This window comes from Streptomyces sp. V4I8 (genome assembly GCF_041261225.1).
Lineage (GTDB): Bacteria > Actinomycetota > Actinomycetes > Streptomycetales > Streptomycetaceae > Streptomyces.
The window spans coordinates 6249451-6262585 of the sequence record NZ_JBGCCN010000001.1 but is presented as its reverse complement, the minus strand read 5'-3'; the positions used below and the strand labels follow the sequence as shown (position 1 = coordinate 6262585).

Here is a 13135-nt window from a genome sequence, read left to right as displayed (position 1 = left end):
CCCCTGTGGGCTCCGGCCGAGGTGATCCCCACCCCAATGGGGATCACCCCGGCCCGTCCGCGAGGCTCCGGTCGGATCGGCCGACGGGTTTCGGCCGTCCGGGTCCGTCTGCCCCGCGGAGTCGGTCGGTCGCTCCGACGAGCGCGGTGGTCACGCTCGCCGGGCGGCGGGTCGTCGTACGGGGCACGGGGCACGGGGCACGGGGGGCTCCCGCTGGGGCCGTCGTACGACGTCTGGGGGGGCGGTGCGTCAGATGCCGTACGCGTCGCCGTGGTGGTAGGGGGCCTGCGGGAGGTCGTGCTGGAGGTCCTGCGCGTAACCCGGCGTGACGGACCGGCCCACCTGCCGCACACCGCTGACGGCGTTGCCGGCCAGCGGGTCGGCCGAGCCCTCGACGGTCCAGGTCAGGTCCTCGGCGAAGGGCCCGGCCTGCCCGGCCACCCCGTGCACGAAGGGGTCGACCTCGCCGACCACGCCGTACGCCAGTGTCGTGGCGCTGCCGCCGACGCCCTGCACGACCGGTCCGACCGTGTGCACGACGGTGCCGACGACGGGCCGCACGGCGCCGGTGACGCCCTCGGCGAAGGGCCCGGCCTGCCCGGCCACCCCGTGCACGAAGGGGTCGGCCTCACCGACGACCCCGCCCGCGAACGGCTGGACGTCGCCGACCACGCCGTACCCCAAAGCGCCCGCGTCCGTGCCGGCCTGCCCCGCGACCGGCACGACGCCGTGCACGGCGGTGTCGGCGACGGGCGGCAGGACGGTGCCGGTGACATCTCCGGTGACGTGGCCGGCCAGACCGGTGGCGTATGGCGGTACGTCCGTGGCGACGCCGTGCGCGACCGGCTGCACGTCGGAGACGGCGCCGTCGGCGATGGGCCGCACGTCGGAGACGGTGCCCCAGGCGATGGACCGCACGTCGGAGACGGTGCCGTGGGCGAGGTGCTGGGCGTCGCCGACCGCCCCGTGGGCCACCGGCCGCACGCCCTGGACGACCCCGCCGACGACCGGCTGGACGCCCGCGACGGCCTGCGCGGCCACGGGCTGGACGTCGGCGACCACGCCGTACGCCAGCGCCGCCGCGGCATCGACCGTGTGCCCGGCGGTCCCGGCGACCCCGGCCACCGCGCCCCCGGCGACCGGCACGACGCCGTCCACCGCCTGGCCCACGACCGGCCGCACGCCGCTCACGGCGCCGGCGGCCACCGACTGGACACTGCCGACCGCGCCCACGGCGACCGGGGTCACCCCGGCCACGGCGTGCCCAGCGGTGGGAACGACCCCGGCGACGGCGTGCCCGGCGGCCGGGACGACACCCTCGACGGCATGGCCCGCGACCGGCACGACGCCGTTCACGGCCTGGGTGGCGATCGGCGGGACGACCGCTTCGGCGGTCTGTCCGACGACCGGGGTGACCGTGCCGGGAACCGTGTTGACCGCCCCGACGACGTGCTGCTCGACGCCGATGGCCATGCCGGTGACGTGGCCCGGGACGGCGGAGACGGAGGCCTCGGCAGCCGTCCTGACGGCGGTGGCCTCGCCGGTGGCGGTGGACCCGGCGGACGTCGCCGCGCCCGCGGTCCTGGCGTCGGCGTAGGCGACGGTGGCCTGCCCGGCGTCCCGCACACCCGCCGCGGTACGGCCCGCGCCCGCGACGGCGTACTGCGCCTTCGTCCGTACGACACCCTCGATACCCTGCGCCTGCGAACGCGCCGCCGCCTGCGTGCCCTGCAACCTCGTCTGGGCGGCGGCGAGCGCCTGCTCCAGCTCGGGGGCGAAGGCGGCGAGGGGGCCGAACAGGTAGTCGACGGTGCCGGGGAGGTGCGGGGCGTCGTCCTGGGGCGCGTTCCTGACGTCGGTGAGGGCCGTGGCGATGCCTGCGGGGACGTCGGCCTCTGCCTGCGCCGCCGCCTTGTCCGCGCGGGCGGCCCTGGCGCCGTGGATGGCATGGGCGGCGCCCTTTGCCTTCGCGGAGGTGGTGGGGGTAGCTGGGGCGGTGGAGGTGGTGGAGGTGGTGGTCTTGGTGGCGGACGGGACCGTGACCTTGGCGTCGACGTATCGGCGGGTCTGGTCGGCGGTGTCGGCGGCGGTGTTGCCGGCGCCGTCGGTGATGCCGGAGACGGTGTCGGTCACATCGGAGACGACGCCGTTGACGGTGCCGGTGACCCCGCCGAGCAGGCCGGGGGCGTCGGCGCTGTCGGCAGCGTCGGCCGCGTCGGTGGTCGTGTCGGGAACGGAGAGGGTGGAGGCGGGCAGCTCGTCCGCGCTGGCGGCGGCCGAACCGAGCGCCCACGCGCCGGTGACACCGGCGGCTATAACGATCGAACGGCGGATGTTCTTGTTCATGCGTGCGTCGGATCCCTAGATCTTGAGCTCCGAAGGTCCCCGGAGGATCGCGGAGGCGAAGAACTCCGGGACTTCGGACGGTTTGGGGAGGCTTCCGTCCGGGGGGATGTCAAAGGACATCCGGGAAATGGGGAACGCCCGGACGGGCGGGCAGACAGCAGACCTGTTTCCGCCCCCGCGCGGCAGGTCTACGGCGGGGAGGGTCGGCCTGCCGGCCTAGGCGGGGGAAACCGGAATGTCCCGGTGCCTGTCCTGGATCCCGTCCGCCTCGACGCGGGCGGCGGCGCCGGGCACCAGCCGCAGCGGCGGCCGCGGGTTCAGCGAGACGGCGTGCGCGTCCCCGTGCCTCGGCGTGCTGCTGTCGCCCGCCGAACGGTTGCCCTGCACACCCCCCGGATGCTGAACCGGCACCTGCTGGACGGGGGCGTAGCCGGAGGGCGCGCTGTTGTGCGTGCCGCTGGATGCCGGGGCGTGGGACGCGGTGCCGTCGATGCCGACGCCCTCGCCGGCGACGAACCGTGGGCCGTACGCGACGGCCGCATCCTTGCCGATACGCCCTTCGTCGTCCCGTCCGTCACTGGATTCGGGCGCCTCGAACTCCGGCTGCGGAGCCGGGGTGACGGGCGCCGGCAACGTCTGCGCGGGCACAGCGGGCACGGCAGGCACGGCGGGCACAGTGGGCACGGCAGGCACGGTGGGCATACCGGGAAAGGCGGGCAGGTCGGCGCCGGGCAGGCCTGGGAACTCGGGGAGTTCCATCCCCGGCCGGCTCGGCCGCGTCGGCGACGGAACCTCGGAAGGTTCCTCCGTCACCGACTCGACCACCTCACCGACCGGCTGGACCACGTGCGTGTCGACGGCCTGGGTGATGTGCTCGGTCACGGGGCTGAGGACCTGGCCCTCGCCGTCCTGCGGAGCCGTCGGCTTGGCGGGCGCCGGAAGAGTGTTCACCGAAACTTCGGGTGCTGACACCCCGGCTGCCGACACCCCGTCCGCCGCAGAAGCCTGCCCGCCACAGAGGAACCCGATCGCGCACAGACCCCCCAGCAGCAGCACCAGCTGCAGCACACGCCGTCCGGCCGCTCTGCGCAGAACGCGCGGAGCGGCACCGGGCGAGGCGGCTGGCCAGGTCAAGGCGGGGAAGGTCCTCCCGTGCGGCGGAACGAAGTAAGAGGTACACGTGACGAGCGACGAGTCAGCTGGACGCGGTACGGACGAGCGGCGCGCGGCGGGCCGCTGACGCGGCGTCGATCCTCGCACGCCCCTCCCGAGGTCGCGCAAGCCCCCCCACTACCGATGGGCACTCATGTCCGTTTTGCTGGCCGAAGTGAGCGGTCACCAGGTCGACAAATCACCGGTATTCCTCGCCATTTCCCTCCTCATCCCGCGTCCGGAACCGGAATGGGCCGCTTCTCGATGGCCGCCGCCATCACCTCCGGGAACAGGTCGGGCGTGCAGGCGAAGGCCGGTGCCCCCAGCGCGGCGAGCGCGGCCGCATGGTCCCGGTCGTATGCGGGCGCCCCCTCGTCCGACAGCGCCAGCAACGCCACGAACTGCACCCCCGACGCCTTCATCGCGGCGACCCGCTTGAGCATCTCGTCCCGTATGCCTCCCTCGTACAGGTCGCTGATCAGCACGACCACCGTCTCCGCGGGGCGGCTGATCTGCGACTGGCAGTACGCGAGCGCCCGGTTGATGTCCGTGCCGCCGCCCAGCTGAGTGCCGAACAGGACGTCGACCGGATCGTCGAGCTGGTCGGTGAGGTCGACGACGGAGGTGTCGAAGACGACGAGCCGCGTACTGATGGACCGCATGGACGCGAGCACCGCCCCGAACACCGACGCGTACACCACGGACGCCGCCATCGACCCCGACTGGTCGATGCAGAGGACGACCTCCTTCTTCACGGACTGCGACGCCCGCCCGTACCCGACGAGCCGCTCCGGCACGATCGTCCGGTACTCCGGGAGGTAGTGCTTGAGGTTGGCCGCGATCGTGCGGTTCCAGTCGATGTCGTGGTGGCGTGGCCGGTTGATACGGGCACTGCGGTCGAGGGCGCCGGTGAGGGTGGCGCGGGTGCGGGTGGCGAGCCGCTTCTCCAGGTCCTCGACGACCTTGCGCACCACGGCCCGTGCCGTCTCCTTCGTGGTCTCCGGCATCGCCCTGTTGAGCGAGAGCAGCGTGCCGACGAGGTGCACGTCCGCCTCCACCGCCTCCAGCATCTCCGGCTCCAGCAGCAGCGTGGACAGCCCGAGCCGGTCGATGGCGTCCCGCTGCATCACCTGCACGACGGAGGACGGGAAGTACGTCCGGATGTCCCCGAGCCACCGCGCCACGGACGGCGCCGACGCCCCGAGCCCCGCCGAACGGTCCTTCCCCGACTGCCCCTTGTCCCCCTTGCCGTAGAGAGCGGACAGCGCCCCGTCCATCGCGGCGTCCCGCCCGGAGAGCGCGCACCCGGTGCCGTCCGCGCTGTCCCCGCCCAGCACCATCCGCCACCGCCGCAGCCGCTCCTGGGCCGGATCCAGCGTCTGCGCGCGGCGGTCGACGGCCGCCCCCGCGCGCTGGTCGACGGTCGTCATCGGCACACTCCCTCGCGAGGCCGCTCCCACAGCGGAATCACCAGCACGGTCGTCGTCGTGGGCCGGCCCTGCGCCGTGAACCCGTGCGGCTGCCCGCCCGCGCCCACCACTCCGGCCCGCTCCCCCGGCTCCATCACTCGGTCAGTCGTCATCCCGTAGCCCCCACAAGGTCGTTCTCACCGATGCCTCTCCGGCCGCTCTCTGCGTCCTCGTCCACCTGGTCCAGCCCCAGTAGCAACCGCACCACCGGCAGCACCGCATCCGCCCGCTCGACGTCGAATTCTGCGGCGAATCCGGGTATGCCGGATCCTGCGGCCTCCCTGCTCCCCCGCTCCCCCGGCCCGCGCCGGACCAACTCGCCCAGGGTCCGCCGCACCCCGGCTTCATACGCCGAGAAGGTCCGCCGCAGCAGCGGCAACACATCGGTGAACGCCTCCGCCGACACCCCCGTCAGCCACGCGTCGACCAACCCGAGCAGCCGCTCGTCGTGCACGAGCAGCATCCCGCCGCCCGACCCCCCGCCGACGAACCCCTCGATCCACGCGGCCGCGTCCGCCGGCGGCGTCCCCGGAGACAGAGCGAGGCCCATCAGCCGGGCCGCCCCGTCCTGCGCCAACTCCCCGTCGTCCAGCAGCAGACGCACAGCCCGCCCTCTGATGACGCCGGGCACGCTGTCCCGCACGGACAACACCCGAAGCACCGCGTGCCAGCGCGCGCGGAGGCCACCGTGCCCGAGGGCGGGCGGCTCGCCCGGGGCACCTCGCCCGTCCGGGGTGCTCTCGCCCTGAGTGCCCTGAGTGCTGGCGTGCTGGGTGCCCTCGCCCTGGGTGCCGTGTCCCGCGGCGGTGGCCTGGCCGTGAGCACCCTGCCCCGGGGCGGAACCCTTGGTGCCCTGGCCCGGAGCGGAACCCTCGACGCCCTGCCCCTGCACCGAACCGGAGTCCTCGGCGCCCTGCCCCGAAGCGGGCACCTGGCCCGGCGTGCCCTGCACTGATGCGGATACCTGGCCCGGCGTGCCCTGCGCCGCCGAGGGCACCTCGCCCCGCGCGCCCTGCACCGAGGCCACCGCATCGCCCAGCAGCCCCACCGCTCCATGCACCGCGTCCACATGGCGCCGCATCTCCTCGGCCGCGTCGGCGTCCAGCGCGGCGCAGGCCGGGGGCAGGCCGACGAAGACGCGCTCGGCGAGCCCCGCGGCGACCTCCGTGAGCGCTCCGGTGTCCGTGCCCCGCACATCGCCGTACCGCAGCGAGCGGACCAACGCGGGCAGGGCCTGGGCCAGATGACCGACGTCGGCGTCGAGGGCGGCCCGGTCGGCGAGGATGCGCATCACCGTGGGCAGCGCGTCCGGCAGTTCGGCCAGCAGGCAGCGCTCGGCGAGCGCGGTGACGTCGGCGAGGTTCTGCGCGGCGAGGGCGTCCGCCTCCGCCTTTGCGGTCGCCGCGCCGAACACGGTGGTCCCCCACACCCCGGCTTCCGCGACCCGCACGGACAGCTCCGGCTCCCACCGCAGCCGCCATGTCTCCCGGAACGTCCCCGTACTGCCCCGCGACGCGACCGGCTCACCCCACTCGACGCCGAGCAGCCGCAGCCGGTGCAGCAGTCTGCTGCGCTCGGCGTCGTTCTCCTTGCGCAGGTCGAGCTCCAACTCCCGCTCCAGCGCCTCCGGTTTGAGCCGCAGGCGACGCTGGATCCGGTCGAGGTCACGCTGCAACGGCACCGCCGGCGCCGAGCGAGGCACCTCCCCCAGCACGTCCCCCACGACCAGCCGGTCCCGCACCAGCGCCAACGGCACGTCCGAGCCCTCGCACATCACGGCCCGCACGGCGTCGGTCGTCTCACTCAGCCCCGGCAACGGGCGCCCGCGCATCGCCGCGAGTGTCTCCGCCAGCCGCACCGCCTCGATGACATGCGCCGAGGACACGATCCGGTCCTCGTCCCGCAGCAACCCGGCCACCTTGGTCATCCACCGCTCGACCGGCCGGTCCGGCGCGCCGAAGAGGTGCCCGTACCAGCCCGGCGAGTCGATCCCCGCCCCATACCCGCTGGCCCGGGCCAGCCGACGGTAGGTCCACGGCACCCAGGTCATGTCGGCCTTGACCTTGGGCAGCCCCTTCAGCAGTGCCTTGTCGGCGGCGACGGTGGTCTTCTGCCGCAGCGCGGGCACATGCCACGCCCCGCACACGACAGCCACGTCGTCCCCGAACTCCCGTTGCGCCGTGCGCACTTGGAGTCGCATATACGCCTCCCGCATGAGATCCCGCTCATGCCCTCCGCACCCGTACGCCTCCCGCAACGCCCCCATGGCCTCCTCAAGCCCGAGAAACGGCGCGAACGCGTCCCCGTCCCCCGCTCCCCGGTGCTCGACGACGTCCTCCCACCACCGCTCGGGATCGTCGTAACCAGCGGCCTCGGCGAGAACGGCGAGGGGGTCGACCCGGACATCGGCGGCTGCGGTGACGTCCGGGTCGTCGGCGCCCGAGCCGGGGGCGGGGTTGCCGGCGGGGCCAAAGCTGTTCCCGTCGGTCCGCTCGCCCTCGGGCTCGCCCGTTTCCGTGTCGGCGGGCACCGTCTCCGCGTCCCCGCCCCACGCCAGCGTGTGCGTGGCCGGCAGGTCGATGAAGCGGGCCGGGACCCGGTGCTCCAGGGCCCAGCGGATCGCGACCCACTCCGGGGAGAACTCGGCCAGCGGCCAGAAGGCCGAGCGGCCGGGCTCGTCCACGGCGTGCGCGAGAAGGGCGACCGGCGGCCGCATGGCCTCGTCGGCGGCCAGCGTGACCAGGGCATCCGCCTCCGGCGGCCCTTCGATCAGCACGGTGCGCGGCCGGGCCGCATCCAACGCCGCCCGAACGGCCCGTGCCGACCCGGGCCCGTGGTGCCGTACGCCGAGCAGCAGCGGCCCACCACCCTGGCCCCCGCTCCCGAACCTGTCCACCCCTGTCACTCCGTCCCCCCTCGATCCCCGATGGCCCGACCTCGGTCCCCGACTGCCCGGCCTCGCTCCCCGACGGCCCCTCGGCGCCGTCCCCGCCCCTCCCACCGTCGCGCTCCCGACCCCGGCCGACGGCGCTCCCCGTCACCCCTCACGACACCCTCCTCCGCAGCCACCAGCCACCAGCCACCGGCCGACATCTCCGCACGCGCCCTCCCCGCCACGGATCCCCCCTTCGTCGACCCGCCGCTCGGGCGGCCCCACCCAAGGTCGTTCACGCGCTCACCTCCCGGCACGCGCGGTAGAAGTCCGTCCAGCCGTCCCGCTCGCGCACGACCGCCTCCAGGTACTCCTGCCAGATGACCCGGTCGGCCGCCGGATCGCGGACGACGGCGCCGAGGATGCCCGCGGCGACATCGCCGGAGCGCAGCATCCCGTCGCCGAAGTGGGCGGCCAGGGCGAGGCCGTTGGTGACGACGGAGATCGCCTCGGCCGTCGAGAGCGTGCCGCTGGGCGACTTCAGCTTGGTGCGGCCGTCGGCGGTGATCCCGTCGCGCAGCTCACGGAAGACGGTGACGACGCGGCGGATCTCGTCGACGCCGTCGGGTGCGGCCGGAAGGTCGAGGGAGCGGCCGATCTGGTCGACGCGGCGGGAGACGATGTCCACCTCGGCCTCGACGCTCTCGGGCAGCGGCAGCACGACCGTGTTGAAGCGGCGGCGCAGGGCGCTGGAGAGATCGTTGACGCCTCGGTCGCGGTCATTGGCCGTGGCGATGAGGTTGAAGCCGCGGACCGCCTGCACCTCCTGCCCCAACTCCGGTATCGGCAGCGTCTTCTCCGACAGGATCGTGATCAGCGTGTCCTGCACGTCGGCCGGAATGCGGGTCAGTTCCTCGACGCGTGCGGTCATCCCCTCCGCCATGGCCCGCATGACGGGGCTGGGCACGAGGGCGTCACGGCTCGGCCCGTGCGCGAGCAGCCGGGCGTAGTTCCAGCCGTATCGGATCGCCTCCTCCGGGGTGCCCGCCGTGCCCTGCACCAGCAACGTCGAGTCACCGCTGACCGCCGCGGCCAGGTGCTCGGAGACCCAGGTCTTCGCGGTGCCGGGCACACCGAGCAGGAGCAGGGCGCGATCGGTGGCGAGCGTGGTGACGGCCACCTCGACGAGGCGGCGCGGGCCCACGTATTTCGGTGTGATCACCGTGCCGTCCGGCAGCGTGCCGCCGAGCAGATAGGTGGCCACCGCCCAGGGCGACAGCTTCCAGCGTTCCGGGCGCGGACGGTCGTCCTGCGCGGCCAGCGCGGCGAGTTCATGGGCGAAGGCGTCCTCGGCGTGCGGTCGCAACGCCTGGGTCGATTCCGTCTCCCCCGCTTCGACGGACGTCGGCTCAACGGACACAGTCATGGCAAAGTCCCCCTCCAGCTCGGCCGGTTCGGATCTGGCACCAACGTTGCACCACGCCACTGACAATGCGTTCCGACCTGCGCAAACGCATCTGCGAGGCCGCTCGCGGAGCTTCTGCCCCGGCCGATTGTCAGTGGTGGGATCTACCTTCGATGGCATGACTCAGCAGGGGGTGCGCTGGACCGCGGACCAGGTGCTGGCAATGGCGCCTGACGCCGCGTCACGCAAAGCGGGAAGCAAACTCGGCGCGGCAGGTCCGTGGTCCGAGGCGGGAAGTACGGACGAGGGGACGGTGTGGGGGCTGTGCAAAGGCAGTGGCAGCAAGCCGTATCAGACGGTCATCGACATCGCGGACGCCGCAGGTCCCGCGTACAAGTGCAGTTGCCCGAGCCGGAAGTTCCCGTGCAAGCACGCCCTCGGGCTGCTGCTGCTCTGGGCGGGCGGGGAAGGCTCGGTGCCGCCGGCGCCGCCGCCGGACTGGGCGGAGCAGTGGATAAAGGGGAGAAGGCAGCGCGCGGAGGACAAGCGGACGGCGGGGGCGTCCGGTTCCTCGACGGCGTCCGGTGATCCGGAGGCGGCGCGGCGTCGGGCGGAGCGCCGCGCCGTGCGGGTCACCGCGGGGGCGACGGAGCTGGAGCAGCGTCTGGCGGACCTGCTGCGCGGCGGCCTGGCCGGCGCGGAACAGGCCGGGTACGGCTTGTGGGAGGAGACGGCGGCCCGCATGGTCGACGCCCAGGCCCCCGGACTGGCCGCTCGGGTCCGGGAGCTGGGGGCGATCCCGGCGTCCGGCCCCGGCTGGCCGGTGCGCCTGCTGGAGGAGTGCGCGCTCATCCATCTCCTCGACCAGGGCTGGCTGCGCCGCGAGCGGCTGCCCGACGCCCTGTCGGACACCGTCCGCTCCCGCATCGGCCTGCCCGCCTCGGCGGACGGCCCGCCGGTGCGGGACCGCTGGCTGGTCCTCGCCCAGTACGACACGGCGGACGTGAAGCTGACGACGCGCCGGATATGGCTGTACGGCGCCGACTCGGGCCGCACCGCCCTGCTCCTCTCCTACGGCGCCGCCGGCCGCGCGCCGGAGCTGGCGCTGCCGGTCGGGCTGGCCCTGGAGGCGGAGGTGGTGGCGTACCCGGGTGCCGGGCAGCTGCGGGCGGCGCTGGGCGAACAGTTCGCACCGCCCGAGCCCACGGCGATACGGCCGCCTGGCGTGACGACGGCCGAGGCGACCGCTCGTTACGGAGAGGCGCTCCGCGACGACCCGTGGCTGGACTCCGTGCCGGTCACCCTGGACCGGGTCGTACCGACCCCGGACGGCGACTCGTGGCAGCTCGCGGACGCCGACTCGGACACGGCCCTGCCCCTCACCCCGGCCGCCCGCGCCCGCCCGGGCCTGTGGCACCTGGTCGCGCTGTCGGGGGGCGAGCCGGTCAAGGTGTTCGGCGAGTGCGGCCACCGCGGCTTCACCCCGCTGACGGCCTGGCCGGAGGGCGAGGGCAAGGCGGTGCGGTTGTGCTGAGCGCTGCCTCTCCCACCCGCGCGACAGCCGCCGGCCCGCGCCCACCGCCGAGGCCCGGACCTCCCACCCGTCCCGCCCCTTGCAGCGACGAAGGCGGACACGAAGGCAGACACGAAGGCAGAGAGGAAGACAGAGGGGAATGAGCATCATGAACAGTCCCTCCGTTCCCGCGGATTCGCCCGCCCCGGCCGCCTGGGAGGAGCTCGTCACGGCGGCGCTGCTCGGTACGGACCGGCGTACGCCGCCGGGGTCCGCGCCCGGCCGGGAGGCCCCGGTGGCGCTGCTGGACACGGCGGCCGTGGAGACCGTACGACGGCGGGCCGGGCTGAAGCCGGCGCGGGCGGCTCAGCGGCCGCGACCGGCGCCCGAGGACCCGCGCCCGGCGCTGCCTCCGGCGGCGGCCCGCAGGCTGGCGATGCTGCTGGCCGACCGTCCCGGCGGGGGCGGCGGTCGCAGAGGCACGGCGCCGGACCTCATGGAGCTGCTCCCCCAGTGGCTCGCGACGGCGAACGACCGGGGTTTCGCGCCGCCCCCGGAGACACTGCCCGCGCTGCTGGACGCGGCGCGGGGCCGTACGGATCTGCGACCGGCGGCGCTGACGTTCGCCGGCCCGCGGGCGGTGTGGCTGGCCCGGCTGAACCCGGACTGGCGGTTCGCCCTGCGTGCGACCCCGGGCGGGGGCGCGTCGCTGCCGCACCTAGATGACCCCGCCGAAGTCCAACAGCTGTGGCAGGAGGGGCTGTTCGCCGAGCGGGTCGCCCTGCTCTCCGCGATCCGCTCACGTGGGCCCGCGGCCGCGCGTGAGCTGCTGACCACGACGTGGGCGACGGAGCGCGCCGAGGACCGATTGATGTTCCTCGACTCGCTGCGGACCGGGCTGGGCCCGGACGACGAGGCGTTTCTGGAGCAGGCGCTGGCCGACCGGAGCCGCAATGTCCGGGCGACGGCCGCGGAGCTGCTGTCGGCGCTGCCGGGCTCGGCGCTCGCGGCGCGGATGGCGGTGCGGGCAGCGGCATGCGTGGCGCTGGATCACACGCGGGACGTGCCGACGATCACCGTCGAGGCGCCGCACGAGTGCGACGCGGGCATGGAACGCGACGGGGTCGTGGCCAAGGCCCCGGCGGGGCGCGGTGAACGGTCCTGGTGGTTCGGCCAGTTGGTGGAGGCGGCACCGCTCGGCACCTGGCCGGGGCGGCTCGGGGGGCGTACGCCTGGGGAGATCGTGGCGCTGCCGGTGGGGGACGACTGGCAGGGCGAGCTGCACGCGGCCTGGTGCCGGGCGGCGGTACGGCAGCGGGACGGCGAGTGGGCGAGGGCGCTGCTCGGGTCGCCCGCCGCTCCGGAAGCCGGCGGTCCGGGGGCGGTGTCCCTGGCCGAGCGTGCGAAGCTTCTCGGCACGCTGGGCCCAGCCGAACGGGCCGAGTGGGTCGCCGGGTTCATCGCGACGCACGGCCTGTCAGAGGCGTTTCAGCTGCTCGGGGTGTGTGCGGTGCCATGGAGCGGGCCGCTCGGGCGAGCGGTGGTGGACGCGCTCAACATCGCGCGGGACGCGGGGAGTTATCCCTGGAGTTTCAGCGGGGTGATGGGCCTGGCCGAGCGCTGCCTCGACCCGGCCGAGGCAAGCCGCCTCGATGGCCTGCTGGCGGTACCGGACGAGCCGGAGGACGCGTCGCCGGGAGCCGGGGGCTATTGGGCGGAGGCGTTCCAGCGACTCGTCACGACGTTGCGCTTGCGGGCGGCCATGCTCGATGAACTCGAGATACCCAGCCCGTCCGGCGTTTGAGGACAACGCCCGTTCAGAGCCGAAGCGGGGTCCGGGGGGCGGCAGCCCTCAGGGACGGCCACTCCGACGCACCGGCACCCGCACTGGCACAGCACCGGCACCCGCACCCGCACAGCACCGGCACCGACACCGACACCGAGCAGCGAGCAGCGACCTAAGCTCCCGCCGGCTGATGCACGTTCGCCCGCACCCAGTCCACGATCGCCTGAGTCGTCGCCCCCGGCGTGAAGATCTCCGCGACACCCTTCTCCTTGAGCGGAGCGATGTCCGCCTCGGGGATGATCCCGCCGCCGAAGACGAGGATGTCCTCCGCGTCCCGCTCCTTGAGCAGCTCGATCACAGCGGCGAAGAGGGTGTTGTGGGCGCCGGAGAGGATGGACAGACCGATCGCGTCGGCGTCCTCCTGGATCGCGGTGTCGACGATCTGCTCGGGCGTCTGGTGAAGCCCGGTGTAGATGACCTCCATACCGGCGTCGCGCAGCGCCCGCGCGATCACCTTGGCCCCCCGATCGTGGCCGTCGAGCCCAGGCTTGGCCACCACCACGCGGATCGGACCGGCTGCCACACCCATCAC

General features: G+C 74.2%; 9 protein-coding genes. 2 read left to right on the top strand and 7 right to left on the bottom strand.

The genetic code is table 11. The annotated features are described in order from the left end of the window. Window positions 1-249: 249 nt before the first annotated feature. From ABIE67_RS28530 to ABIE67_RS28505, 6 genes are all read right to left on the bottom strand, one after another. Window positions 250-2346, bottom strand: coding sequence for a hypothetical protein (locus tag ABIE67_RS28530; protein ID WP_370263430.1), 2097 nt, complete (start codon window positions 2344-2346; stop codon window positions 250-252). Between the two features lie 216 nt (window positions 2347-2562). After that, window positions 2563-3480, bottom strand: coding sequence for a hypothetical protein (locus ABIE67_RS28525; RefSeq protein WP_370263426.1), 918 nt, complete (start codon window positions 3478-3480; stop codon window positions 2563-2565). Window positions 3481-3725: 245 nt separating this feature from the next. Beyond that, window positions 3726-4928: a VWA domain-containing protein gene (locus ABIE67_RS28520; RefSeq protein ID WP_370263421.1), complete on the bottom strand. Its 1203-nt coding sequence runs from the start codon at window positions 4926-4928 to the stop codon at window positions 3726-3728. Beyond that, window positions 4925-5080 (bottom strand): hypothetical protein, encoded by a 156-nt coding sequence (locus ABIE67_RS28515; protein ID WP_370263417.1) that lies wholly within the window; start codon window positions 5078-5080, stop codon window positions 4925-4927. Before ABIE67_RS28515 ends, ABIE67_RS28520 begins: the two co-directional genes overlap by 4 nt. Next, window positions 5077-7872, bottom strand: a complete 2796-nt coding sequence (locus ABIE67_RS28510) for a DUF5682 family protein (protein ID WP_370263413.1) — start codon at window positions 7870-7872, stop codon at window positions 5077-5079. The genes ABIE67_RS28515 and ABIE67_RS28510 overlap by 4 nt, the downstream gene beginning before the upstream one ends. Before the next feature lie 262 nt (window positions 7873-8134). Then, a complete protein-coding gene (locus tag ABIE67_RS28505) occupies window positions 8135-9265 on the bottom strand; it encodes an AAA family ATPase (RefSeq protein WP_370263408.1) in 1131 nt (376 codons plus the stop codon). Window positions 9266-9422: 157 nt separating this feature from the next. On the opposite strand from ABIE67_RS28505, the gene ABIE67_RS28500 reads away from it, so the two are divergent. Continuing rightward, window positions 9423-10778, top strand: coding sequence for an SWIM zinc finger family protein (locus ABIE67_RS28500; RefSeq protein WP_370263403.1), 1356 nt, complete (start codon window positions 9423-9425; stop codon window positions 10776-10778). Between the two features lie 148 nt (window positions 10779-10926). Beyond that, a complete protein-coding gene (locus tag ABIE67_RS28495; RefSeq protein WP_370263399.1) occupies window positions 10927-12561 on the top strand; it encodes a DUF5691 domain-containing protein in 1635 nt (544 codons plus the stop codon). A 154-nt stretch (window positions 12562-12715) separates the two neighbouring features. On the opposite strand, the gene ABIE67_RS28490 is transcribed toward ABIE67_RS28495, so the two are convergent. Further along, a complete protein-coding gene (locus ABIE67_RS28490) occupies window positions 12716-13132 on the bottom strand; it encodes a cobalamin B12-binding domain-containing protein (protein WP_370263396.1) in 417 nt (138 codons plus the stop codon). Window positions 13133-13135: the final 3 nt, after the last annotated feature.

Coding starts and splice junctions, on each gene's coding strand:
- ABIE67_RS28530 (WP_370263430.1), bottom strand. CDS start 2,346: ATGAACAAGAACATCCGCCGTTCGATCGTTATAGCCGCCGGTGTCACC.
- ABIE67_RS28520 (WP_370263421.1), bottom strand. CDS start 4,928: ATGACGACCGTCGACCAGCGCGCGGGGGCGGCCGTCGACCGCCGCGCG.
- ABIE67_RS28515 (WP_370263417.1), bottom strand. CDS start 5,080: ATGACGACTGACCGAGTGATGGAGCCGGGGGAGCGGGCCGGAGTGGTG.
- ABIE67_RS28505 (WP_370263408.1), bottom strand. CDS start 9,265: ATGACTGTGTCCGTTGAGCCGACGTCCGTCGAAGCGGGGGAGACGGAA.
- ABIE67_RS28500 (WP_370263403.1), top strand. CDS start 9,423: ATGACTCAGCAGGGGGTGCGCTGGACCGCGGACCAGGTGCTGGCAATG.
- ABIE67_RS28495 (WP_370263399.1), top strand. CDS start 10,927: ATGAACAGTCCCTCCGTTCCCGCGGATTCGCCCGCCCCGGCCGCCTGG.
- ABIE67_RS28490 (WP_370263396.1), bottom strand. CDS start 13,132: ATGGGTGTGGCAGCCGGTCCGATCCGCGTGGTGGTGGCCAAGCCTGGG.